The 24,114-nt window shown below is 40.3% G+C and carries 24 protein-coding genes and 1 pseudogene; 11 read left to right on the top strand and 14 right to left on the bottom strand.

Annotated features, from left to right (window positions below; translation table 11 throughout):
* Positions 1 to 26: 26 nt before the first annotated feature.
* Positions 27 to 1,092 (bottom strand): annotated as a pseudogene (locus tag FTU34_RS04245) (aldo/keto reductase).
* 96 nt (positions 1,093 to 1,188) lie between these two features.
* Here FTU34_RS04245 and FTU34_RS04240 point away from each other — a divergent pair.
* Complete coding sequence (locus tag FTU34_RS04240) at positions 1,189 to 2,112, top strand: LysR family transcriptional regulator (RefSeq protein WP_180034809.1); 924 nt, start codon at positions 1,189 to 1,191, stop codon at positions 2,110 to 2,112.
* A gap of 9 nt (positions 2,113 to 2,121) precedes the next feature.
* On the opposite strand, the gene FTU34_RS04235 is transcribed toward FTU34_RS04240, so the two are convergent.
* Positions 2,122 to 3,033: a bestrophin family protein gene (locus tag FTU34_RS04235; RefSeq protein WP_180034808.1), complete on the bottom strand. Its 912-nt coding sequence runs from the start codon at positions 3,031 to 3,033 to the stop codon at positions 2,122 to 2,124.
* A gap of 135 nt (positions 3,034 to 3,168) precedes the next feature.
* Positions 3,169 to 4,896 carry a glutamine--tRNA ligase/YqeY domain fusion protein gene (locus tag FTU34_RS04230; RefSeq protein WP_180034807.1) on the bottom strand — a complete coding sequence of 576 codons (1,728 nt, stop codon included), beginning with the start codon at positions 4,894 to 4,896 and terminating at the stop codon, positions 3,169 to 3,171.
* Between the two features lie 168 nt (positions 4,897 to 5,064).
* Between FTU34_RS04230 and FTU34_RS04225 the strand changes: the two genes are divergently transcribed.
* Together FTU34_RS04225 and FTU34_RS04220 are read left to right on the top strand one after the other, a co-directional pair.
* Positions 5,065 to 5,574: a peptidylprolyl isomerase gene (locus tag FTU34_RS04225; RefSeq protein WP_078193500.1), complete on the top strand. Its 510-nt coding sequence runs from the start codon at positions 5,065 to 5,067 to the stop codon at positions 5,572 to 5,574.
* A 138-nt stretch (positions 5,575 to 5,712) separates the two neighbouring features.
* Positions 5,713 to 6,432, top strand: a complete 720-nt coding sequence (locus tag FTU34_RS04220) for a UDP-2,3-diacylglucosamine diphosphatase (protein WP_180034806.1) — start codon at positions 5,713 to 5,715, stop codon at positions 6,430 to 6,432.
* Positions 6,433 to 6,665: 233 nt separating this feature from the next.
* Here FTU34_RS04220 and FTU34_RS04215 read toward each other — a convergent pair whose 3' ends face one another.
* Together FTU34_RS04215 and FTU34_RS04210 are read right to left on the bottom strand one after the other, a co-directional pair.
* Entirely contained in the window at positions 6,666 to 7,925 is a 1,260-nt protein-coding gene (locus FTU34_RS04215) for a monooxygenase (protein ID WP_180034805.1), read from the bottom strand.
* A 12-nt stretch (positions 7,926 to 7,937) separates the two neighbouring features.
* Entirely contained in the window at positions 7,938 to 9,185 is a 1,248-nt protein-coding gene (locus tag FTU34_RS04210; protein WP_180034804.1) for an SfnB family sulfur acquisition oxidoreductase, read from the bottom strand.
* 303 nt (positions 9,186 to 9,488) lie between these two features.
* Here FTU34_RS04210 and FTU34_RS04205 point away from each other — a divergent pair, with 303 nt between their 5' ends.
* Positions 9,489 to 10,898, top strand: coding sequence for an LLM class flavin-dependent oxidoreductase (locus FTU34_RS04205; RefSeq protein WP_180034803.1), 1,410 nt, complete (start codon positions 9,489 to 9,491; stop codon positions 10,896 to 10,898).
* A 52-nt stretch (positions 10,899 to 10,950) separates the two neighbouring features.
* On the opposite strand, the gene FTU34_RS04200 is transcribed toward FTU34_RS04205, so the two are convergent.
* Positions 10,951 to 11,169, bottom strand: a complete 219-nt coding sequence (locus FTU34_RS04200) for a transposase (protein WP_111883736.1) — start codon at positions 11,167 to 11,169, stop codon at positions 10,951 to 10,953.
* A gap of 327 nt (positions 11,170 to 11,496) precedes the next feature.
* Positions 11,497 to 12,291, bottom strand: coding sequence for a 4-hydroxy-2-oxoheptanedioate aldolase (hpaI, locus tag FTU34_RS04195; protein WP_180034802.1), 795 nt, complete (start codon positions 12,289 to 12,291; stop codon positions 11,497 to 11,499).
* A 252-nt stretch (positions 12,292 to 12,543) separates the two neighbouring features.
* Between hpaI and nfsB the strand changes: the two genes are divergently transcribed.
* The 3 genes from nfsB to FTU34_RS04180 all read left to right on the top strand — a co-directional run bounded on the left by nfsB (position 12,544) and on the right by FTU34_RS04180 (position 13,925).
* Positions 12,544 to 13,197, top strand: a complete 654-nt coding sequence (nfsB, locus tag FTU34_RS04190; RefSeq protein WP_111883737.1) for an oxygen-insensitive NAD(P)H nitroreductase — start codon at positions 12,544 to 12,546, stop codon at positions 13,195 to 13,197.
* Between the two features lie 115 nt (positions 13,198 to 13,312).
* Positions 13,313 to 13,546, top strand: coding sequence for a hypothetical protein (locus tag FTU34_RS04185; protein ID WP_078188692.1), 234 nt, complete (start codon positions 13,313 to 13,315; stop codon positions 13,544 to 13,546).
* 148 nt (positions 13,547 to 13,694) lie between these two features.
* On the top strand, positions 13,695 to 13,925 hold the full coding sequence (locus FTU34_RS04180) for a hypothetical protein (protein ID WP_168379675.1): 231 nt from the start codon (positions 13,695 to 13,697) through the stop codon (positions 13,923 to 13,925).
* Here the strand turns inward: FTU34_RS04180 and FTU34_RS04175 are convergent.
* The 4 genes from FTU34_RS04175 to FTU34_RS04160 all read right to left on the bottom strand — a co-directional run bounded on the left by FTU34_RS04175 (position 13,885) and on the right by FTU34_RS04160 (position 17,625).
* Positions 13,885 to 14,739: an EamA family transporter gene (locus tag FTU34_RS04175; RefSeq protein ID WP_078193508.1), complete on the bottom strand. Its 855-nt coding sequence runs from the start codon at positions 14,737 to 14,739 to the stop codon at positions 13,885 to 13,887. The two genes, FTU34_RS04180 and FTU34_RS04175, sit on opposite strands and share 41 nt — an antisense overlap.
* 111 nt (positions 14,740 to 14,850) lie before the next feature.
* Positions 14,851 to 15,888, bottom strand: coding sequence for a class II fructose-bisphosphate aldolase (fba, locus tag FTU34_RS04170; RefSeq protein WP_078193509.1), 1,038 nt, complete (start codon positions 15,886 to 15,888; stop codon positions 14,851 to 14,853).
* A gap of 122 nt (positions 15,889 to 16,010) precedes the next feature.
* Positions 16,011 to 16,286, bottom strand: coding sequence for a hypothetical protein (locus FTU34_RS04165; RefSeq protein ID WP_180034801.1), 276 nt, complete (start codon positions 16,284 to 16,286; stop codon positions 16,011 to 16,013).
* Between the two features lie 151 nt (positions 16,287 to 16,437).
* Complete coding sequence (locus tag FTU34_RS04160; protein WP_180034800.1) at positions 16,438 to 17,625, bottom strand: phosphoglycerate kinase; 1,188 nt, start codon at positions 17,623 to 17,625, stop codon at positions 16,438 to 16,440.
* Between the two features lie 140 nt (positions 17,626 to 17,765).
* Here FTU34_RS04160 and FTU34_RS04155 point away from each other — a divergent pair, with 140 nt between their 5' ends.
* The 4 genes from FTU34_RS04155 (at position 17,766) to FTU34_RS04140 (ending at position 20,657) form a co-directional block, all read left to right on the top strand.
* Positions 17,766 to 18,149, top strand: a complete 384-nt coding sequence (locus FTU34_RS04155) for a DUF2237 family protein (RefSeq protein WP_078193708.1) — start codon at positions 17,766 to 17,768, stop codon at positions 18,147 to 18,149.
* A complete protein-coding gene (locus tag FTU34_RS04150) occupies positions 18,149 to 18,742 on the top strand; it encodes a nucleoside triphosphate pyrophosphatase (RefSeq protein ID WP_078193512.1) in 594 nt (197 codons plus the stop codon). The genes FTU34_RS04155 and FTU34_RS04150 overlap by 1 nt, the downstream gene beginning before the upstream one ends.
* 106 nt (positions 18,743 to 18,848) lie before the next feature.
* On the top strand, positions 18,849 to 19,394 hold the full coding sequence (locus tag FTU34_RS04145; RefSeq protein ID WP_162689708.1) for a hypothetical protein: 546 nt from the start codon (positions 18,849 to 18,851) through the stop codon (positions 19,392 to 19,394).
* A gap of 96 nt (positions 19,395 to 19,490) precedes the next feature.
* Positions 19,491 to 20,657, top strand: coding sequence for a cupin domain-containing protein (locus FTU34_RS04140; protein WP_180034799.1), 1,167 nt, complete (start codon positions 19,491 to 19,493; stop codon positions 20,655 to 20,657).
* A 50-nt stretch (positions 20,658 to 20,707) separates the two neighbouring features.
* Here FTU34_RS04140 and FTU34_RS04135 read toward each other — a convergent pair whose 3' ends face one another.
* From FTU34_RS04135 to FTU34_RS04125, 3 genes are read right to left on the bottom strand one after another with little or no spacing between them, the layout of a single operon-like run.
* Positions 20,708 to 21,403: a hypothetical protein gene (locus tag FTU34_RS04135; RefSeq protein ID WP_180034798.1), complete on the bottom strand. Its 696-nt coding sequence runs from the start codon at positions 21,401 to 21,403 to the stop codon at positions 20,708 to 20,710.
* Between the two features lie 20 nt (positions 21,404 to 21,423).
* Entirely contained in the window at positions 21,424 to 23,316 is a 1,893-nt protein-coding gene (locus FTU34_RS04130) for an ATP-binding protein (RefSeq protein ID WP_180034797.1), read from the bottom strand.
* Positions 23,316 to 23,999: a response regulator transcription factor gene (locus FTU34_RS04125; protein WP_078188703.1), complete on the bottom strand. Its 684-nt coding sequence runs from the start codon at positions 23,997 to 23,999 to the stop codon at positions 23,316 to 23,318. Before FTU34_RS04125 ends, FTU34_RS04130 begins: the two co-directional genes overlap by 1 nt.
* Between the last annotated feature and the right edge of the window lie 115 nt (positions 24,000 to 24,114).

Genomic DNA, 24,114 nt, shown 5'->3' with positions numbered 1-24,114 from the left:
TTGCCTACCACTGAATTGTTATTGCCCTATTCTGCTGTATGTTCTGAAATAAATGCTGATGTCACTAGCGTTGGATTTTTCTCTGCAAATTGCCCATTCCAATACGGATAGTATGGATAAGGTGGATACACTGCACTGACTGCGTCTAATCGAGCTAACTGCTCTACGCTTAATGACCATTCCTTCGCCGCAAGGTTCTCCAACAGTTGCTGTTCATTACGTGCGCCTATCAAAATACTAGAAACTGTCGGTCTGGTTTTCAGCCAATTCAATGCAATCTGCGGGATAGAATGCCCTGTTTCCAAGGCTATTTCTTGCATTACATCTAACACCGCATATAACTTCTCGTGTTGAACTGGCGGTGCGAATTGTGCTGTTTCATGCAGCCGGCTTTGCTTTGGAATCGCGTGCTCACGATCAAATTTCCCTGTTAATCTCCCCCCAGCCCAGCGGACTCCAAACCACTGCACCAATCTGTTGATCATGCTGCGCAGGCATCAACTCCCATTCATAGTCACGTCCAATCGAAGAATAATAGACTTGATGCACACTCAGCTTTTCATAGCCATGCTGTTGGGCAATCGACTGAGCTTTCATGAGCTGCCAGCCTGAAAAATTCGACGTACCGATATAGCGAACTTTTCCACTACGTACCAAGTCATCTAAACTGTGCATCAGCTGTTCAAGTGGCGTCGTGCTATCAAACTGATGCAGTTGCAGCACATCAATATAATCTGTGCCTAAACGCTTTAAACTCGCCTCTACGGCTTGAATTAAATAGCTTCTAGAATATCCACCTTGATTGATTCCATCATTCAATCGGATACCCACTTTGCTGGAAATAATCACCTCTTGGCGTTTTGATTGAAGTAATGCACCGAGCATCTGCTCAGAGGCACCATTTGAATAAGCATCTGCGGTATCGAAATAATTCACGCCTTGATCAATACACAGATCAATCATGCGCTGAGCATCATTTAAGCTCGCTTGCCCCCATGCAGAGAAAATAGGGCCTTGCCCGCCAAATGTACCTGCACCAAAGCCGAACTCTGAAACTTGTAAGCCAGATTGCCCTAGGTTGTGATAGTTCATGGTGAATTCCTGTGTTTAATTTATACACAGAATAGGCACAGATATTTATCAGAAAAACCCTGAATATCGAGAAAGACTTTCTTGATTATATTGATAATGCTAACTGAAGATTTTGACTTATTCACACGAATGGCGGCACTGGGTTCAATCAGTCAAGCTGCCAAAGAAGCCAATCTCTCTGTTTCTGTCGCTAGTAGCCGTCTACACAGACTTGAACATAGTTTAGGGCTGCGCTTATTTCATCGCACTACACGGCAGCTACATTTAACACAGGAAGGTGCTGTTTTATTGCAGCAAGGTTTTCCCTTATTCGAACAATTTAATTCTCTCCTGAGCCAATTTCAGCCTGAACCACAACAACTCAGCGGCGTATTAAAAATCACCTGTTCAGAAGTTTTTGGAAATCGTATTTTAGGGCCAGTATTTGCAGCCTTTGCCAAGTTGCATCCAACATTGACTTTGGATATTGAACAGACCGATCAAAATTTAGATTTGGTCTCCGCAGGTTTAGATGTTGCGATACGTATTGGACAGTTAGAAGACTCATCACTGATTGCTAAACCGCTCAGCTTAAACCGTCGTATTTTGTGTGCCTCGCCTAGCTATATCGAACAACATGGCGAACCTCACTCCCTAGAAGAGCTCTCTATACACCAATGCATTTTACAGAAATACCCTAAGGGTGTTTCGCAGCTTTGGACATTCGTCCAAGATCAACACAACATAAATATACCTGTTTCAGGACAAGTTCATATCAACTCAGGTGAAGGCGTACGCCAAGCAGCACTTGCAGGTTTAGGCATCTCAAACCACTCCATCTGGCATGTGGAGGAAGATTTACAATCTGGCAAGCTCATCCAAGTTCTACCCAAGATCCCTGTTCAAAGTACTGCAATCTATGTGGTAATTCCGCATCGACATTTTGTTCCGCCTAAAGTACAGGCTTTTATGCGACACTTGGACGATTATTTTCAGCATCAATATGCTTGGTACGTATCGCCGAATTTATCTGAAAATTAGGCCAAGAATTTATCTTAAATTACTGTTAAAAGTCTTAATCAGCGGCGGAAGTTCAACTTCTAAGCTGCTATACATTTCACGCTCAATGTTTCGTACAATCGAGTCCAGCGGTAAATCATTTTCCTGCAAGCCAAAAGGCTCTTCCAGTTCTGCACTTAACGCATCCAAACCTAAAAATAAATATGCAATCAAAGCCACAATGACAGGTGTCCATATCCCTAAACTGGCCTCTAGGCTAAATGGCAAAATCAGACAAAATGAATACACTGCGCGATGTAAAAGCACCGAATAGGAAAATGGCAATGGCGTGGTCATGATACGGTCACAGCCTGCATGGATATCACCCATCGCTACAGTATAACATGTGAGCGTGCTGTAAATAATGTCTGTAATCTGACCTTGTTTATAGGTTTTGACTAAATCTTTTTGAATAATTTCAAGTAAATACTGTGGTGCATTGATATTGTCTCGGCATTGCTGCCATTGCTGATCCGTCAAAGCTACGCCGTCTTTAAAATGTGCAATATCTTGTGATTCATGGCGTAAGCGATCACGTAACAAATTGCAAAACAGCATGATGCGGTACATCAACACGTTTCTTTGCTCATCTTCAAGGACATGGCTATTACGAATCATGTGGCGTGTATTGGCAATCAATGTGCCCCAAAGCTTGCGACCTTCCCACCAACGGTCATAACAGGCAGTATTTCGAAAGCTCAAAAAAATCGACAGAATTACCCCAAAGATAGTAAACCCGATGGCTGGAACTTCGGGCGTATTCAGGTAATGTGCAGCGCTAAGATACACCAAAATCGCCGACAAACTCACGACGACAGCCAACGCAGGCATGACTTTTGGGAGTATCGTGCCATGCCATGCAAATAAAAGTTTAAAGCTATTATTTTTATTTCGAATGATCACTTATTTCCCCTCTGTACTGCCTTAATGAACCATCTCAAGCATGAAAAAAGCCCAACCGAAGTTGAGCTTAATCTTAACCTACTTGATCTTAACCTATTGGGGATTCAAAGATGAATCCCTTTAAAAACTAAGATTTTATTTACCCGGTTTAAAACTGTCTTTCAAATCTAAGATGCGGTTAAACACTGGTTTTTCAGCTGTATGATCAAACTGATCTGCAACAAAGTAACCTTCACGTTCAAATTGGAAACGATCTTCAGGTTTTGCTTCTGCCAATGCAGGCTCAATGACCGCTTGAACCACTTTAAGTGATTCTGGATTTAAGTTTGCAAGGAAGTCATCACCCACTTCAGGGTCTGATTCAGTGAATAAACGGTCGTAGATACGAACTTCCGCAGCAATACCCTTGCTTGCAGAAACCCAATGTACAACACCTTTCACTTTACGGCCTTCAGGGTTTTTACCTAAAGTTTCAGGGTCGATTGAACATTTCAATTCAACCACTTCACCGTTCTCGTCTTTAATCACTTCAACACACTTAATCACATACGCATGACGTAAACGCACTTCACCGCCCGGAATCAAACGTTTAAAGCCTTTAGGCGCAACTTCTTCAAAGTCTTTACGATCAATGTAAATGTCTTGAGTCAACGGAATGATACGGTCACCCATGTCTACATTTGGATGACGTGCATGCACCAAATCCATTGCTTCAGGCAAGTTAGTTAAAGTCACTTTGAGTGGATTCAACACAGCCATACCACGAGCAGCAGTATTTTCTAGAGACTGGCGGATGCAGTATTCAAGCATTGCAACATCTACGATACTGCCATCAACTTTCGTTACACCTACACGTTTACAGAAGTCACGTAGACCTTCTGGAGTAAAGCCACGACGGCGCATACCCACAACGGTCGGCATACGTGGGTCATCCCAACCATTCACAAAACCACCTTCAACCAATTTACGTAATTTACGTTTAGAGGTAATGGTGTAATCTACATTTAGGCGGCTTGATTCATACTGATGTGGTACAGATGGTGATTTAACTTTCTCGACAACCCAGTCATAGAATGGACGGTGATCAACAAACTCTAGTGTACACAGTGAATGCGTAACCCCTTCAATGGCATCTGATAATGGATGCGCATAGTCGTACATTGGGTACATTTTCCATTTATCACCAGTTTGATGATGTTCAGAATGCAAAATACGATACAAAATAGGATCACGCATATGGATGTTAGGTGAAGTCATATCAATTTTGGCACGTAGTACTGCCTGACCTTCTCCCAACTCACCATTACGCATTTGTTCAAAACGCGCTAAGTTTTCTTCTACGCTAGCATCACGTTGCGGCGAATTTTTACCCGGCTCCACAAAATTACCGCGGTTTAGTTTGATTTCTTCAGGGCTCTGCAAATCCACATAAGCATCACCTTGTTCAATCAATTGCACTGCCCAAGTGTAAAGCTGATCAAAATAGCTTGATGCATAACGTGGCTCGCCGTTCCACTCAAAACCTAGCCATTTCACGTCATTGGCAATACCGTCTACATACTCTTGCTCTTCGGCATCCGGGTTTGTATCGTCAAAACGGAGGTTACATAGACCTGCGAATTCTTGAGCAATACCAAAGTTTAGACAAATAGCTTTTACATGACCAATATGTAGGTAGCCGTTTGGCTCTGGTGGGAAACGTGTTACAACTTGTTCGGTACGACCTGCAGATAAATCATCGGTAATGACTTGACGTACAAAATCTAAGCCTGGCTGTTGTTCCTGCTGCGCAGCTTCGACAGGGGCATTGTTCTTGGTTGTCGGATTGTTAGGCAGGGATGAAACAACATCGTTTGGCTTCATGGTAATAAAATCACTTCTATAAAGATAAAATTAGGATAATTAAAACGCTTTTCTTTATTTTTAACAAAGAAAGTAACGTTTTTACTTGCCTTGTAGTTTACAGTTTGCTTATGCTTCTCACAACCAAAAAACCCATGGCTTTCATGTCCATGTACAGGAGATTACACAATGAGTTTTCCTCAAGTCGAATTAAACACCAATAAAGGTCGTATTGTTCTTGAGCTTAACACTGAAAAAGCACCTAAAACTGCTGAAAACTTCTTACAGTATGTTCGCGATGGTTTCTATGACGGCGTGATTTTCCACCGTGTTATTGATGGTTTCATGATCCAAGGCGGCGGCATGGATGAAAACTTCAAAGAAAAAACAACTCGTGATTCTATTGAAAACGAAGCTGACAACGGTTTAAGCAATGATGTTGGTACGATCGCTATGGCACGTACTCAAGCACCTCACTCTGCTTCAGCTCAATTCTTCATTAACGTGAAAAACAACTCCTTCCTTAACCACACTGGTAAAACAGCGCAAGGTTGGGGCTATGCAGTATTTGGTAAAGTAGTTGAAGGTCTTGACGTTGTTGACGCAATCAAAAGCGTTCGTACTGGTAACCGTGGCTACCACGCAGACGTTCCTCTAGAGAACGTTGTAATCGAATCAGCTAAAATCATTTCTGAGTAATTTTTAAATTCTCCCTGAGTAGCATTGCTGCGCAAGTCCCTTTAATAACGGAGGGAGTTTCAATATGAAATAAATGTCGGAACTCCTCCCTTTTCTAAAGGGAGGCTGGGAGGGATTTTTAGAATAAGGAAAAGATTCGTGACCTATCTGTTTATCGCTGATTTACATTTGTCACCTGAACACCCTCGACTCGTTCGGGGGTTTTTAGCTTTGTTAGAACAATACAAAACTCAAAATACCCAGCTGTATATTTTAGGTGATTGGTTTAATGCTTGGATTGGTGATGACTTTAATGCCCCATGGTTAGACGAAATCATTGCAGCGCTTAAAGATTTTACTGCGTTGGGAAATCAAATTTATTTCCAAGTGGGTAATCGTGACTTTGCATTGGGTCAAAAGTTTTTAGATAAATTTCACGGTCAATTATTACAAGACGTGGATTATCTCCACATTGGCAACTATAAAATTCGCCTCGAACATGGCGATTTACTTTGCACCGATGATGTGTCTTACCAAAAGTTTCGTAAAGTGATTCGTAATCCTTTCCTTTTAGGTTTCTTAAAGAGCTTACCGCTTAGCATTCGACAAAAAATCGCCAATGGCTTTCGCAAAAAAAGTACAGAAACCAAGCAAGTTAAATCCTATGACATCATGGATGTAAATGCCGAAGCTGTAGAAAAAGCTTTAGAGCAAGCCGATCTACTAATTCATGGACATACCCACCGGCCCCAAATACATGATGTGCATGGCAAACTACGTATCGTTTTAGGGGACTGGCGCACAGAACAAGCTCAAATATTAGAGGTTGGTGAAAACCCATCTGTGAGTGATTTAAAATTAAAAAAATGGTCTTACTAACCCTTAGACTTTAGTTAATCCTGTCGTCAAATTTGGTTAAAACAACACATCCATATATCAAGACATAGCCTTTTACCAGACTATCTCAACAGATTATCAATTGAACTGCATCCTACATATAGCAGATTAACGTCATTTAAAACTTAAAAAAACAAAGTTTAAACTTAAAAATAATTTCACAAGGAATTCACTATGGACTACTTTCATCCACAGTGAACATCTTCAGATATTAATTAAGCAGCAATGACAGGTTGCTTAACTGCTGGACTATTACCAATTTGCCATACATATGGTAGCGGCGTTTGATTAATCTCCCAATCACCAATGACTTTCTGTTTATAAATAAGTGGATTATGCGATGACACTACACGAGCATTACGCCAAAAGCGGTCTAACTGTTTAGTTGTCGAGCTTGCTGAAGCACCCAAGGCGTTAAACAACTCACAACTCAAATTTAGTACCAACTCTGATATGACCACTTGCCCTTTAGAGGATTCAAGCTCCGCACGGTCATTCGCTTGCTGATCCAACTGGGTATCAGACTGAAAATGACTTAAATATGCGACATCCAAAGCTTCTGCTGCACGAAGTGTAATTGCTTCAGCTGCATAAGACTGTGCCGACGCCTTACCAATCACTTGTAAAATTTGTGCATCATCTCGAACTAAATCAGCATTACCATGGCTGTAAATACGTGTGCGTTCACGGACTTCATTACTGAAAACGTCCACAGCATTTTGTGCTATACCTGCCAGCGTTGCCAAATGCACGACCTGATAGAACGCCGTTTGATATTTAAAGCGCTGATCGAACGGCAAAATATGATCACGATCAATACTAACATCTTGAATATTCAGTGTGCCGCTGCCTGTGGTTTTTTGGCCAAAGCCATCCCAATCATCGTATACTTTTATGCCAGCGTCATATGTTGAAACTGCGGCTATAACATGTTGATTCGTTGTTTCATCTAAAGCGAATAGATCGATCCAATCTGCAAAGATTGTTCCGGTAGAATAGTATTTTTGACCATTGACCCTTAGCTGACCTTGCGCATTTTCAGTAACTCGGGTAACAACATCTCCAATTTCAACTTTTCCGATTTCTGTCCAAGCATTACCGACCAAATCGCCTTGCAGAAAGCGCTTAAACCAAACCGTTTGATCTTGTGTTTTTTGCGCATTTAAACGGTCTTCTACAAAAGCAAAATGACCTCTTAATGCCTGTACAACATTAGAATCGGCCTTAGCCAATTCAATTAACAGCTGAAACAACTGTTTTTGTGAAACCCCTTCACCGCCAAAAGCCACGGGTACACGGACCGCACCAAATCCAGCTTGTTTTAACAATGAAATTGCATCATACGGCAGTTTCCTATTTTGTTCCCGCGCCAAAGCGCCTTCTGCAATTCTCTGAAAAATCGGACGGAACTTAGCGGCCACTTGATCATAGTCAGCACCTAAAGATAAGGGCTGTTTATTATTTTGAATCGTCATAATCTTCTCCTCTTAACTCCAAGCATGGCGCGGCGGTGGTACATCATTTAAATAGTAGTTGCCTACAATATTCAGCTTCCAACGTACGGGATCGTGCAAAGTATGCGTGCGCGCATTACGCCAATGACGGTCTAAATTCAGCTCAGACAACGTTGATCGTGTGCCTGAGAGTTCAAATAGTTTATTCGCCGCAAGTAACGCAATTTCAGTCGTCAGGACCTTAGATTCTGCTGTTAGTAGTGTTGCCTCTGACACCGTTTCTTCTGTTGGGTTCTCTACGGCTCGGTCTATCGCTTCACCCGCCAAAGCCAACACTGCCTCTGCAGCTCGGAGTTTAATTTTCAACTCGCCGATGTTGGCAATCGTATACGGATCTTGCACCGCCTTTTCTAAGCCCGAATCAATCCAAGGACGTGCATGCTGGCGCACATATTGAATCGTTTCATTAATCGCACCGCGCGCAATACCAGCATCGACAGCAGATTGAATGAATTGAGAAATAGCGCCCGCAGCCGTTGGACGTTCAAAAGCTTGATGAATGGGTACAATGTGATTTAAATCCACTTTGACATTGTCCAACAGTACAGAACCGCTGACTGTCGTTCTTTGTCCAAAACCACTCCAGTCGTTAATAATGGTTAAACCCGGCGTATGCTGGGGTACTAAGGCTGCATAAGGCTTTCCATCATTCACAGCAACAACAGGTATCCAATGTGCAAGCAAAGCGCCTGTTGCAAAGAATTTTTGACCATTAATGAGCGCATGATCATCTTTAAACTCAATGGCTGTTGTTAATTCTGCAACTGTTTTGGAACCTTTTTCTGAAAATGCATTGCCAAAGCGTTTACCTTGTAAGACTTGATCAAAGAAAAACTCTTGCTGTGATGGATTTGCATCCAAACGAATATGCTCGACAAAGGCCCAATGGTTTTGAGCAATTTGTCCTAGGGATGAGTCTGCACTAGAAATAATTTTGACCACTTCTGCAAGGGTTTTATAACTCACTCCTGCACCACCAAATTGACGCGGTACAGTAATGCCCCACAAACCTGATGCTGAATATTGCTGTACTTCCTGTAAAGGTAAGCGGCGTTCATGATCGCGTTTAGCTGATTCTTTTGTAAATTCCACAGCTAATTGTTCAGCAACCTCGATAGCTTCTTGATCAGATCGAATAATATGCGCTAAACCGTTAGGTTGATAGAAATCGCGCGGAATGTTTTGCGCCTCTTTTAATTTAATTTCAATTTTTGAAGTCATTATTAAAATGCTCAGTTTAGATATTATTCAAATAAGCTAGCACTTTTTATTTTGATTATTTATAGAATTATCATCAAAACAAATCAGTTTTCATGACATGGAATTTACATTTTTAATTGTCAAACAAAATCTTTATAAGCCGTACCAAACAAAAAAATATCTGCTTATCCATATGAATATATGAAGTATTCAAAAATTATGATTAGCATTTATTCAGATTTGTTTTTGACTTTTTATTAATAAATGCAGCTGTATTTTTATATACCCTCTTATGCAAGAGATTAAATAACCCAGTAAAAAATCATGTCTAAAAATATTCGCTTCAATGCCTTTGAAATGAACTGTATTGCACATCAGTCACCCGGTCTATGGCGTCACCCCCTAGACCGTTCCACCGAATACAAAGACTTAGAATATTGGACTGACTTAGCAAAAATTTTAGAACGCGGAAAATTTGATGGTGTCTTTATAGCAGATGTTTTGGGTATCTATGATGTCTATCATGGTTCTGCTGAACATGCGCTGACTGGCGCAGTGCAAGTGCCAGTGAATGATCCTTTGCAAATTGTTCCCGCAATGGCAGCCGTCACCAAACATTTAGGCTTTGGTGTCACGACTTCAATTTCATTTGAGCACCCCTATCCTTTCGCAAGGCGTATGAGTACTTTGGATCATCTAACGAAAGGCCGTGCAGGTTGGAACATTGTGACTTCTTATCTAGAAAGTGGCTCTAAAAATCTAGGTCTGAAAACCCAAGTCAGCCATGATAACCGCTATGATATCGCAGATGAATATTTAGAGGTCCTCTATAAACTCTGGGAAGGTTCTTGGGATGATGATGCTGTGCTACGCGATAAACAAAATGGTATCTTTGCTGATCACCGCAAAGTGCATCCAATTCAACATGAAGGAAAATACTTTACAGTTCCTGGCATTCATATTTGCGAACCTTCACCCCAGCGTACACCGGTTTTATATCAAGCTGGCGCTTCAGCACGCGGACAACAGTTTGCTAGTCAAAATGCGGAATGTGTTTTCATCTCTGCACCAACTCAAATTGCTGTAAAAAAACTGGCAGATGGTATTCGGCATAATTTAGTGAAAGAAGGCAAAGATCCGAATTCTGTTCTGATCTATACCATGCTGGCCATAGTGGTTGATGAAACCGATGAAAAAGCCCAAGCTAAGTTCCGTGAATATCAGCAATATGGCAGCTATGACGGCGGCTTGACCCTGGCTTCTGGCTGGTCAGGTGTCGACTTTTCTCAGTTTAAACCAACAGATCAAGTGGAATACATTCAAACCGATGCCATTCAATCTATGCTGCAATCTTATGTAGAGGCAGATCCTGATAAAATTTGGACGATTGAGGAAATTGCAAAATGGACCAGTGTCGGCGGTAACGGACCTGTTATTGTCGGCTCTCCAGCAACCGTGGCAGACCGCTTACAAGAGTGGATTGAGTACACTGGTATCGATGGCTTTAACTTAGCCTACATATTGGCGCATAAGAGTTTTGAAGATATTGTGGAATACGTGGTACCAGAATTACAACGTCGTGGTGTATATCAAACAGAATATGCTGACGGAACCTTGCGTGAAAAACTCTTCGGCCAAGGCGCGAAATTGCCCGACAACCACCGTGCGGCGCAATACCGATATAAAAACCACGCTCAAGTTGGGAACATCAATCAACACGTAGAAATGGTTTAAGCCGCTTTATTTAGGCAAAAAAAAACAGCAGATGATCTGCTGTTTTTTGCTTTCAGGCTAAGCGATATAGCTGGTTTGGGCCAGTATAGAAGCTTTTGCCATCTAGATTCAGGTTAAATGTCTCGCCTGTTTCTAATTCAATCATTTGCCCAACATCCACCCAAATTAAACCAGCATTGGTATTTTGTTGACGTTTCAAAGGCACCAATTTCACATTAATTTCATCGCCATTTACAGCTTTGGCAGTTTGCCAAGTATTTAAAATATTCAAAAGATTTACTCAACATGTGAGCTTTTTGTGACAGAACAAAGAGATTAATCAATCGGGTTTGGAATAATAATTCTGTAGTTACAAAGATAAGATTCAAGTCAGAAGCTTGAATACAGATAAATCACAATCAGCTAAATAAAAAAGATAAGCAGGAACATTACCCGCTTCGAGTTAAGCAGAAGTATACAATATTGCGCTTTGATTAGCAAAAGTAGAGTTTACATATACTCTAAGCTACTACTTTTGCTAAAATTATTGAATTAAAATTTTAACCATCGAGTAAATTAATTACCCATACAGTGAATAATATAACGAAGGCTGTATCGCTTAGTAACCACCTTCTGTTTTCGTAACTGGGGTATCATTTTTGTATTTCGATAAAAGTTCACGTAACGAATTCATGAGCACACTGGTATCGACACCCACGGCAACAAATTCTGTGCCTAACTCGATATACTTTTGAGTCGCATCATGCTGTGTTGACAAAATACCTGCAGCTTTACCCGCCTTACGTATGCGCTGAATCGCATCAATCACGGTTTTTTGTACTTCAGGATGATTCGGATTCCCTTGATAACCCATCGTCGCCGACAAATCCACGGCACCAATAAACACCCCATCGATGCCATCAATTTTCAGTATTTCATCTAAGTTTTTAATCCCTTCAACCGACTCAATCTGAATCAGTAAACAGATATTTTCATGTGCATTTGCATAATAGTCAGCAATACTGTTCCAACGTGTTGCACGTGCTAATGCTGCACCAACGCCTCTAATACCCTCGGGTGGATAACGTACTGCCTTAACCATAAGTTGAGCTTGTTCAACAGTTTCGACCATAGGGATGAGCAAGGTTTGCGCACCGATATCCAACAATTGTTTAATCAGTTGCACACTACCAATTGGAGGTCGAACCACAGCCTGCGAAGGATATGCTGCAATACTTTGCAGTTGCGACAATGTCGTCCGCAAGTCACTTGGCGCATGCTCACCATCAATGAGCAACCAGTCATAACCTGCATTTGCAGCTATTTCAGTACCATAAGCATCGGCTAAACCGACCCACAAACCAATCTGCTGTTCGGTTTTTAATTTTTTCTTGAAATGATTGGTGTAATCCATCGCTGCTGTCTCATGCTTAAACTATGATTAACTACAATTGATTAAACGCCTTTTGGCAAAAACTACCAATAGCATTTATCTATCTTATGATTTTATATAACTCTAATTCGCACTTCATACAGCTTAAATCTGTTAATTTTTAGCCAATGAGTACAGCATATACGACTAAGATCTATCCTTGGAAAATTTTCTCCTTAGACCATTTGTCCATTTATCCGCTAAACTACAGCAAACTATATCTGGAGATATTCGATGGATCTGTTAAACGTATCAAAACAACGCTATACCACGAAAGCATATAATCCTGCTAAAAAAATTCCACAGGAACAATTTGAGCGTTTATTACAAATACTCCGTTTAACACCATCTTCCATTAATATTCAGCCTTGGCATTTTTTTATTGCAGATCATGATGCAGCCAAACAACGCATTGCCAAAGCCTTAGTAGGAAAATATGCCTACAATGCCCCAAAAGTTTTAGATTCATCACATACGATTTTATTCTGTACTAAAGCAGACATCACTGCAGAGCATTTAGATAATCTTTTAAATCAGGATGATCGTAGTGGTCGCTTTAAAGATGACAAAGCAAAACAAGGTCAAAAAGACAGCCGTACAGGTTATGTCGATTATTATCGTAATGAAAAAGGTGATATTCAACGTTGGGCTGAAAACCAAACATTTATTGCTTTAGGTCAAATGCTTTTGGCAGCAGGCATTGAAGGTGTCGATGCAACACCGATTGGTGGATTTGACGAAGCGATCATCACTGAAGAATTGGGCTTAGTTGAACAAAACTTGATTCCTTCTGTACTGATGACTTTAGGTTATCGAAGTGAAAATGATTTCAATGCGAAATTACCTAAATCACGTCTGAATGCTGAAGAAATTTTTACACACCTCTAAGCTTTCCATAAAACCGACGAAAGGGGCAATTTTGCCTCTTTTTTGTCATTTCGGGACTTATTATTTAAACAATTATCGAGTATATTCTGCTCAAAATATACTCAGGTCTCTCCCTATGCCTACAGCTATAAAATTACCCATGAAATTTCATTGCGAAGCGTGCAATACGGTTTATTTACAAAAATATGCGGGCGATATGCTTCATAGCTATCCAAACTGCCCAAACTGTAAACAACCGGGTCAGTTACAAGGCACGATTGAAACTCAAGATTTCCTAAAACACCCCGTTGCAGTGGGTAAATGTTATTTTGAAAATACCTTACAACGATTTCAACAACTCACACGTTAACTAAGCTTCTAAAACTAAAAGCCCTCAATACGAGGGCTTTTTTAATAACGACATATTTAGCAACAATGTGAAAATAGAAAATTTATAAATTGGTCTGAACTTTGCTGAATAATTTGAATCAAAACAACAATTCAAGCAGAGGTGGGACATGTCATATTTACTACAAATGCCGATGAAGTTTGAATGCGGTCATTGCCATCAAATGTATCTGCATACTTATCAATATACAGATCATCACTGCCCAGAGTGTCCAACCTGTCGAGATCAAGGACTGCTCATGGGCGTGGCTGAATGGGATGATTTACTACAACACCCGATCGTTTTTGCTAAAAATTATCTTAGACAGACATGGCATATGCTAAGCAAACCACACTCATGATCCCTGCAATCAAACCAAATACGGTTGCGACTCTCAATTTTTCTTTAAAGATGATAAGGCCCGCAACCACACCTAAAACCACGACCAAAATATTCATTCCAGCAAACACGATTGCAGGTGTGTCTTTAAGCAACATATGGGCTTTCACATACAGTGCAATATTAGCAAAGTTTAAGAGACCTAAGCCCAATCCTGCAAGGATGTTTTTGGTCTGCCCCAAACTGCCGTGCTGTACGATGTTATAAATGCTCGAAAGTAAAAATGCACAAATAAACACCAAATTTAAAGTCACCGCAAACTGCATGCCCAAACCTGAAGCAAATTTTAATAGCACATCAATCAGTGCATAGCCTGCCCAAACGCTCAATAAAAATAAAATCCCCTGCTTTCCATCAATGCTTCCCTTGCGCTGTGAAAATAAAATCAGCAATACCGCAAGTACACCAAGTGCGATACCAATGAGCTTAATGGCATTAAAATATTCACTGAAAATAAAATAGGCTGCGCTAAGAGAAAGCACAACAGATAAGCGCTGAGCCAATTCGGTTTTTAAAATACCCGCTGTTTGCAGTGAGCGTGCTAAGCAATAAAAAATCGTCGGCAGTAATACACCCAAAGCCGCAATTAAAACCCACGGCGTTTTATTAATCGAAATATGAGCTAGATCCGGCTTAAACCATAGAAAACATAAAATACTCGCAGATGCATAATTCCATGTGATCATTTGTGCAGGGTTAAAACCCCGATCACGACATAGTTTTAGAATTACTGAAACGAGAACACTGCAAATCGCGGCAGCAAAGATCAATTCCATGACACGCTCTTATTCTTGAGTTGTATTTAAAGCAATTTTTCTAAGTTCAAATCAAAGAAAAGCCCACTTAATTGTGGGCTTTTCTTCAAAAATAATCTATCTCAAGACAAATTATTTATAGTGACTCACCATTTTCTCTAAAGAAATTGGACGAATCTTGTCAGCATTACCCGCTGTACCAAATGCTTCATAACGATCGATACAAATTTGTTTCATCGCATCAACAGTTGCAGAGAAGAATTTACGTGGGTCAAATTCAGCTGGTTTTTCAGCCATCATACGGCGCATAGCACCTGTAGATGCAAGACGTAAGTCAGTATCGATGTTAATTTTACGAACACCGTGTTTGATTGCGTCTACAAGTTGGTCTACTGGAACACCATAAGTTTCGCCGATGTTACCACCGAATTCATTAATTACAGCTAACCATTCTTGTGGCACAGAGCTTGAACCGTGCATTACAAGATGCGTATTTGGTAACGCAGCGTGAATTTCTTTAATACGGTCAATCGCTAAGATGTCACCTGTAGGTGGGCGAGTAAATTTGTACGCACCGTGTGAAGTACCCACTGCAATTGCAAGTGCGTCAACATTGGTATCAGCTACAAATGAACGCGCTTCTTCAACTGAAGTTAAAAGCTGAGAATGATCAAGTACGCCTTCAGCGCCTACACCATCTTCTTCACCAGCCATACCAGTTTCAAGGCTACCTAAACAACCGATTTCGCCTTCTACTGAAACGCCACACGCATGTGCCATTTGAACAGTACGACGAGTCACGTCTACGTTGTATTCGTATGAAGTTGGCGTTTTACCGTCTTCACCTAAAGAACCGTCCATCATCACTGATGAGAAGCCAAGTTGAATAGAACGTTGACATACATCAGGGCTAGTACCATGGTCTTGGTGCATAACCACAGGAATATGTGGCCATTCTTCGATTGCTGCCAAAATCAAATGACGCAAGAACGGAGCGCCTGCATACTTACGTGCACCCGCAGATGCTTGTACAATTACAGGTGAATTTGTTGCATCTGCTGCAAGCATAATTGCACGCATTTGTTCTAAGTTGTTTACGTTGAATGCTGGTACGCCGTAAGCATGTTCGCCGGCGTGATCCAAGAGCTGGCGCAATGAAATAAGAGCCATAATATCCTCCCAGGTAATGCCGCATATTCTACATGCTCAATCATTTCAATTCAGCAACAAATAACACTATTTAAAAAAAAATCCCTGCATTTGCAGGGACTTTTTAAATAAAGACAACAATCTTAGTGAGCTGCTGTTGCTGAAGCGGCTGTTTCAGCGTCAGCTGTTGCTTCGTCTGCAGGTGCATTTGCAATTTCAGCAGGAACATCTTGGTTCTTTTCATCCAATACTGGCTTATCAAGTTCATCAATGGCTTTTTGTTGTTCTGGCGTTGTTTGAGCATTGTCTACGGCAACAGCAGATGCTTCTGATTCCGTTGGTGCAGACTCTTTTTTAGCACAAGCTGTCAAAGTTAATGGTGCGATTAAAAGTACAGCAAGTGCAAGTTTTAAGTTCATCGTTGTTTCCTACTACTTCGAATTAGGTGTTGCGATGAATTTTATTGCAGAAATATTGCACTTTAATGACGGCAAAATGAATGGGCGATAAAAAAAGGCTGACCGAAGCCAACCTTTTTTAATACTGTATTATCTTATTAATAATACTAAATTAAGCACGGTCAAGAAGCGCTGCTACAGCAGGGAGTGTTTTACCTTCTACGAATTCAAGGAAAGCACCACCACCAGTCGAGATGTAACCAATTTTGTCTGCAACTTCATATTTATCAATTGCAGCAAGCGTGTCACCACCACCCGCGATCGAGAAGCCTTCAGATTCTGCAATCGCTAAAGACAATGCTTTGGTGCCTTCGCCGAATTGATCAACTTCAAACACACCTACTGGACCATTCCATAGAATAGTTTTTGAAGTTTTCAAGATTTCTGCAAATGCTTTTGCAGTTTCAGGGCCCACATCCAAAATCATGTCGTTGTCTGTTACATCTTCAACTTTTTTCACGACAGCTTTAGCAGCAGCTAATGAACCGAGGAAGTCTGCAAAATCAATTTCAGCAGCATCAGCAACAACCACATCTGTTGGAAGTGGTACAGATACTTTTGCAGCAATGGCTTTTGCTGTGTCGATCAGGTCATTTTCACAAAGTGATTTACCAACATTGAAGCCCGCAGCAGCTAAGAATGTATTGGCAATACCACCACCCACGATCAATTGATCACAGATGTCAGATAGTGAAGTTAATACATCTAATTTAGTAGAAACTTTTGAGCCTGCAACAATCGCAACCATTGGTTTTGCAGGAGTTTTAAGTGCACGGCCTAGCGCATCAAGCTCAGCAGCAAGTAAAGGACCTGCGGCAGCCACTTTTGCACAACGTGCTACGCCTTCAGTCGATGCTTCTGCACGGTGAGCCGTACCAAATGCATCCATAACGTAAACATCACAAAGTGCTGCATATTTAGCAGATAATTCAGGATTGTTTTTCTTTTCACCTACGTTGAAACGGCAGTTTTCTAGTAAAACCACTTGACCTGGCGCAACGTCAACACCGTCTAAATAATCAGTGATCAGTTGAACATCTTGACCCAAAGCTTCTGTTAAATAAGCGGCTACAGGTGCTAGAGACTGTTCTGCTTTAGGCTCACCTTCAACAGGACGACCTAAGTGTGAATACACCATTACAGCAGCACCTTTTTCTAAAGCTGCTTTAATTGTTGGCAACGCCGCACGTAAACGTGCATCGCTTGTAATCACGCCATTTTTAACTGGTACGTTAAGATCTTCACGGATCAGAACACGTTTACCCGCCAAATCTAGGTCAGTCATACGCTGAAAGTTCATGCATTACTCTCTTTTATTGATATCAAAACGCGACGATTTTAAATGATTATGCAGAAAAACGTTAGCTTCTTTTGCAGAAAAGCTATGTCGAGCCAAAGTTTTGTTATGATAGCGAAAAGCCTTATAAAGATTCAGCGCTTATGTCGATTCATCCAGACCCAAATATTAATCGTTTAAATGTTTTAGGCGAACCCTTGGCAAGCTGTTGTTTTGATCCGATTACCGGATATTTTAGAAATGGCTTTTGCCATACAGCAACAACAGACCTTGGTCAGCATACGATGTGTGCACAAATGACATCTGAATTTTTAAACTTTTCCCAAAAAGTTGGCAATGACCTAATCACACCCTTACCCGAAGTTGGTTTTCCAGGACTACAACCTGGTGACTTCTGGTGTATCTGTGTGACTCGCTGGGTGGAAGCGTATCAAGAAGGATTTGCCCCACCTATTAAAATACAAGCGTGTCACCAAGCGGTGCTGTCTTATGTACCGCTTGATGTACTTATGGAATATGCAGTGTAATGAGTACTTCCAAAATCATTTTGGCTTCTAGCAGCCAAACCCGTAAAGACCTAATGGACCGTTTACGGATTGATTACCTCTCAATCGTACCAGATATAGACGAAACACCTCGTGGTGAGAACCACGCTGATGAGTTAGCAAAGCGACTGGCATTTGAAAAAGCTTCAGCAATTGCAAACCAACACCCAGACGCGATTGTGATTGGTTCTGACCAAGTCGCATGGCGCGAAGGCGCACCAGATATTTTTATCGGTAAACCGCTTTGCGATGAAAAAGCCATTAAGCAGCTTCAAGCCAATTCTGACAAAATCGTTTATTTCAGTACGGCACTCAGTGTCCAACAAAAATCGACAGGTTTTGAACAAACCCTTGTCGAGCACTATAAAGTGAAGTTTCGCAAACTTAGCTTGCCTGAAATTGAACGTTATGTTCAGGTTGAACAACCGTTACACTGCGCTGGCAGTTTTAAATGTGAAAGTTTAGGGATTAGCTTATTTGAAGAAATGATCGGGCAAGACCAAACTACACTCATGGGTATGCCGATGATTAAACTCTGCAATATTTTGCGTGAGCTTAAGATCTTAGTCCCATAATTTTAAAATCTTTATCTGTTACAGCATAATAAACACATCATTAGCTCTTTATGGGCTAATGATTAAAAAGTCACTTACTTATTTATTACAACCAAGAACTGAAAACATGAAAACGTTTAATTTAATTTCATCTAGCCTCATTAGCATTAGCCTTCTATTTTGTTCGACAAACGGTCATACCAATACAGTGAATCAAACTGTGACCAACTCTCAGCAATACAACAAAAACTTAGTCAATGAGTGGGTTCAATATAAATTTATCTATGCTGAATTAGAACAACAAGGCGCTGCGATGCAGGAGCAAATCATTCAACAACTAGGCACTAAAACCAAAACCGGTGGTAGTAACACGCCAGAACAACAAATCAATAAACTGGTTGCTCTAGGCAAACAAAAATTTGAAAGCATTCAGCCACAAACAGTTGAAGTAAAAAAACTTCTAAAATTACAAACCGAAAACGTTGAAATGATGGCAAAAGTCATGCCGAATCATTTCAAATTAATGTCTGATAAAGAAAATACTAAAATTGATACCAATGCACATTTTGAGCAATTCATGAAATTTTCAGCGACTACGGCTGCTGCCAATAGCTATGATTTGGAAGTTGAAAAATTAGTCATGCAATATCTCAAAGACAATCCTTTAAAATAGTCTCAAGCTAATCGAAATAATTTAATAAAATAGAGCCTTGCTAAAAACTGGAATCTCAAGGGACAATATATCCATTGAAATTGTATGTATTTAGCTATGGCTCATTCTCTTGACATCCTCGGCGGCATCAGCGCTGAACAATTCCTTGCCGAATATTGGCAAAAAAAACCATTATTGGTTCGAAATGCACTCCCTGAAATTGCCCAAATACTTGAACCGAAAGACGTTCTAGAATTGGCTTTAGAAAATAACGTCACTGCACGTCTCATCAAACAAAAAGATCGTAATCCTAACCAATGGACAGTAAAATCTTCTCCACTACTTAAAGCCGATTTTCAAAAAATGCCGAAACTGTGGACTTTATTGGTTCAAGCTGTCGATCATTATTCTTTTGACCTAGCCGAGCTTTGGAAGCAGTTTTCATTTATTCCGCAATGGCGTCGTGATGACATCATGGTGTCGTATGCACAAAAAGGCGGCTCTGTCGGACAACATTTTGATTTTTACGATGTCTTCCTCGTACAAGGCTATGGTCATCGCCGTTGGCAATTGGGTCAGATGTGTGATGCAGATACTGCATTTGTAGAAGGTCAACCACTTCGCTTACTACCAGAAATGGACGTACATTTTGATGAAGTGCTTGCTCCCGGCGACTTACTTTATGTGCCACCAGGCCTATCACACTATGGCGTAGCTGAAGATGAATGTCTGACCTATTCATTTGGCTTCCGCATGCCAAATGTCACTGAAATGATGGATCGAGTGACAGACAAATTCACAGACAATCCTCTACTTAAAAATCCATTAACTGACATTTTACGTGACCAAATCAGTGCGATTGGCCAAGTGACTGAAAATGAACTTGAGTATTTAAAAGAAAAGTTATTTGAACAATTGCAAAATTCAACCGTACTTGAAGATGCAATCATGAGCTTAATGTCAGAACCTAAATATCCTGACAATATTCCTGAAGCCGAAGAAATCGGCACTGGTGATCTTGAAGAGGCCTTAGATCAAGGCTATCAACTCATGTTAGAACCGGCTTCACGCTTACTATATACAGAGCAAGACGGTGATATTTTGTTTTGGGCAAATGGCGAAGGAATCTGTATCTCAGACGAATTTGCAGTGCATTTAAAAACCATTGCCGATGGCCAAAGTCTAGCGCTAGACGAATCTTTATATGATGCTGATATCTTAGAAGATATTGCCATGCTATTAAATGAATCTGTGCTGATGCTCGTCCCAACGGAAGCTGAATAAACTCAATAAAAAGGGAGCGTCATGCTCCCTTTTTATACTGCTGAATAGCATTATTTTCGCTTTCTCCGATTTAAAAAATCTTCGACTTGATCGGCTTTTTTTTCCACGATGACGTGATAAACCCATATTATCAACAACACAAATCCAATAAACCACAGATAGCGCATTACACCGTATTGACTACCTTTGCCTTGCCAAATTTGTAATTCAATACTTTGAAACTCTACATTCCTCGACTCTAACAAACTTATTTGACTGGTCATACTATTTGGATCATTGGCAGCATTGACTGAAAAAGGCGCACCGTCCATAACAAAAATAAATTCTTGTCCTGCATCCAATGTTTCTAATCGTTCAACCTGATCAATACCTGCACCCATTTGCATAAGATTGCTTGAGGTTTGTTGAATAGCGGCATTGTAGTTATCAATTTGAAATTTTACAGATACCTCACCACTGATCATTGCCCTACCTTTGACCAACAAGACTGCACGATATGGGTTTTGGCTCGATGTCGCCGTGTAATCCACTGCAAAATTTTTAGTGTTTAATGCATTTGTATCGCTTTGACTTTCTGTGAGTAATTGCTGAATTTCTTCGGTACTTAACACCGCATGCTGGAACAAAATTTGCCCATACTCACCCGGTTTAGGCGCTTGATCCTGCGAACCACAAGCTGCTATAAAAGTGACACAGCAGAAGAATGCAATGCGCTTTAGATGACTTAATATCGAATTGATCATCATTATTATTTCAACTTATTATTTTATGCAGCTGATTTTAAATTAATTTCTGTTTGAATAATGGTACAGCCTTGCTGAGAATGAATTTTGAAATTTCCGCCTATACGCTCCACACGCATTTTCATACTTCTCATACCGATACTCATGCCATGATTTGAAACACTCTCAACATCAAAACCGACGCCATCATCTTCAATAGTTAATAACAATGCGCCATTCTCGAATTGTGACAGCGTCACATTGACATGATTTGCTTGGCTATGTTTCACAATATTGGTCAGGCTTTCTTCAATTACTCGTATTAAAGTCAGGCACTGAATTGCCGTTGGTTTGATCGCCCACTGTGAAGGAATGCACCATTTCGCATTCATTTCAACTTCATCCATTAACTGACTAAAGCGATGTCGTACAGGTGCAATCCAGAGCAAAGGAGAATCTGGCACCTTGCTATCCAAAGATGATCCACTATCAATAATTTGCCTTAAATCATCGCGCAATAATTTCAACATCGACAAGAACTGTCTGTTTGGAATATTACTTTCACACTGATCAACCAAGATCATCGAGCGCACAATGGATGCGCCCAGACCATCATGCAGATCATGCGATAATTTAATCCGTTCCTGCAGGCGTACATTACTCAGTTCAAGCTGATGTTTATCATTCAAGCTACTACATAGTTCATCACTGACTTTCTGAACTTCAAATGCCAAATCATCATTATATTTTTCAATTTTCTGTATATTTCGATTGAGTCTCTCCCCCAAGATCACCACTATAAATAAGGTTATAATCGGTGAAGTAAAGGGTGATAAAGGTGTAAAATTTTCTTTTGGAAATAGTACCAAGACCATGATGTCAGCTATGACTATCACAATTATCGCAGTCAAACAGATTGCTAATAAAATATAGTCCTTTCTTCGTTCTTTGAAACAAATTTTACACAGATAGAGGTAAGTGATAAAAAAGAATGCACAATACAAAAAGAAAATAAGGTTCGAAATATCTGCATTTTGTTCGAATGGCCAAATACACACCACACCAATCAGTGCAGCAGTCAACATTGTAAATGACAGTTCTATTCGTGGAAACTTACGCCCAAGAAAGCGTAAGATATAAATGCTAAAGCACTGAAAGTACAGCATTACAAATATCAGATTAGCTTTGGCAGAAAAAACCGAATCTGGGTATGGAAAGGTTTCAGTAGTCAGGGCATTACTGAGAAATAAAATCCACAGCACTGTTGAAAGCGCAAACCAGCCAAAACTGGTATCACGAGGACGCATCAACCAAATGATAAAGCAAATTAGACCCAAGACCCCAGAAAGAAAAATATTTAACTGTAATATGGTCCGACGTGTAAATGTTGTTTTTTCGGCTTGCTCTACCGTTGCCATTACATTGTTAAATACTACTGGGCCCAAGCCAGCATTTAAACTCGAGTAACCATACACATAGATCAAAGTTTCATTATGATCATGTTTGATTCCACTTATCGGTAAAATCCAATAGCGCGCAACATTCCAACTTTTAGAAATCGGTTCTTGAAGATTTTTATTGGTCCACAGCAAGTCGCCATTCAGAAAGACTGAACCCGTATTAATGATATAATCAATATATAGTACGATGGGTTCTGCCAAACGGGCATTATTTTTACAGTACCAAGACCAGTCTAGTTTATACCAAGCACCACCTTGATAACCTTCCCAGTCTTTATCTTCTTTCCAACGATCAGGTAATTGTGTGGTTTTCCATCCCGTTCTGGGTAATTCTTGATTGGATGGTGTTTTCACCCGTGAAATGCTATTTACAGTCACATTACATTGATCATTTACAGGGAAAACTTGCTCTGCATGACTCAAGGTCCCCCATACTAAACAGAGGATAAATAATAAAAAATATCCTCCTTTACGCATTATAAAATACCCATAGATCTTGCTGTACTCACGGCTTTTGTTCGTTTCGTTACGGCTAATTTTCGGTAAATATGTTTAATATGGCTTTCTACGGTATAGCGTGATACAAAAAGCTGTTCAGCAATCTCACGATTACTCAAACCTTGAGCAACCAAACATAAAATTTCTTTTTCACGACTAGTCAGCAGGTTTAAGTCTGCTTCATCGGCGACTGTTTGTTCTGGACTTGGTGCTTCAGCTTCAGATATTTGTTTGAGGATTTCTCGTGCAATAAATGGGTCAATCGGCGCCCCACCACGTAAAATACTCCGAATAGATAAAAGTACTTCAGCATCATCACGTTCTTTTAATACATAGCCTGTTGCGCCTGCTTTAATCGCAGCAAATAAGCTTTCTTGTGTACTCCATGCAGAGACAACCAAGATCATAGTATTACTTTCGAGGGAACGTATTTTTTCAATAATTTCGATACCACTACCATCAGGCAAACCTAAGTCAACTAAGGCTAAGGATATCGGTTGGGTCTCTACGGCTTGAATAGATTCTTTGACATTTTTGGTGAAGATAAGCTCTTCCCGCTTATAACCCAGCTCCGTCAAAATTTGACGTAAACGTAATTGAATAATTTCCTCATCTTCAACGACGAGCACAGGTACGGGTAGTATGACTTCTTGTGGTGACATGATTTACTTCCCCCGAAAAATGAAATGTCTTTTACATTAACGAGTTTAATCCTTTTAGGATATCCCTGTAATTAAGTAAATTTCTTATTTTTAACAATTTATTCTAATTCAATTT

Source organism: Acinetobacter sp. YH12094 (genome assembly GCF_013419295.1).
Classification (GTDB): Bacteria; Pseudomonadota; Gammaproteobacteria; order Pseudomonadales; family Moraxellaceae; genus Acinetobacter; species Acinetobacter amyesii.
The sequence above is the reverse complement of the archived record's forward strand: the minus strand, read 5'-3'. Positions and strand labels throughout refer to the sequence as shown.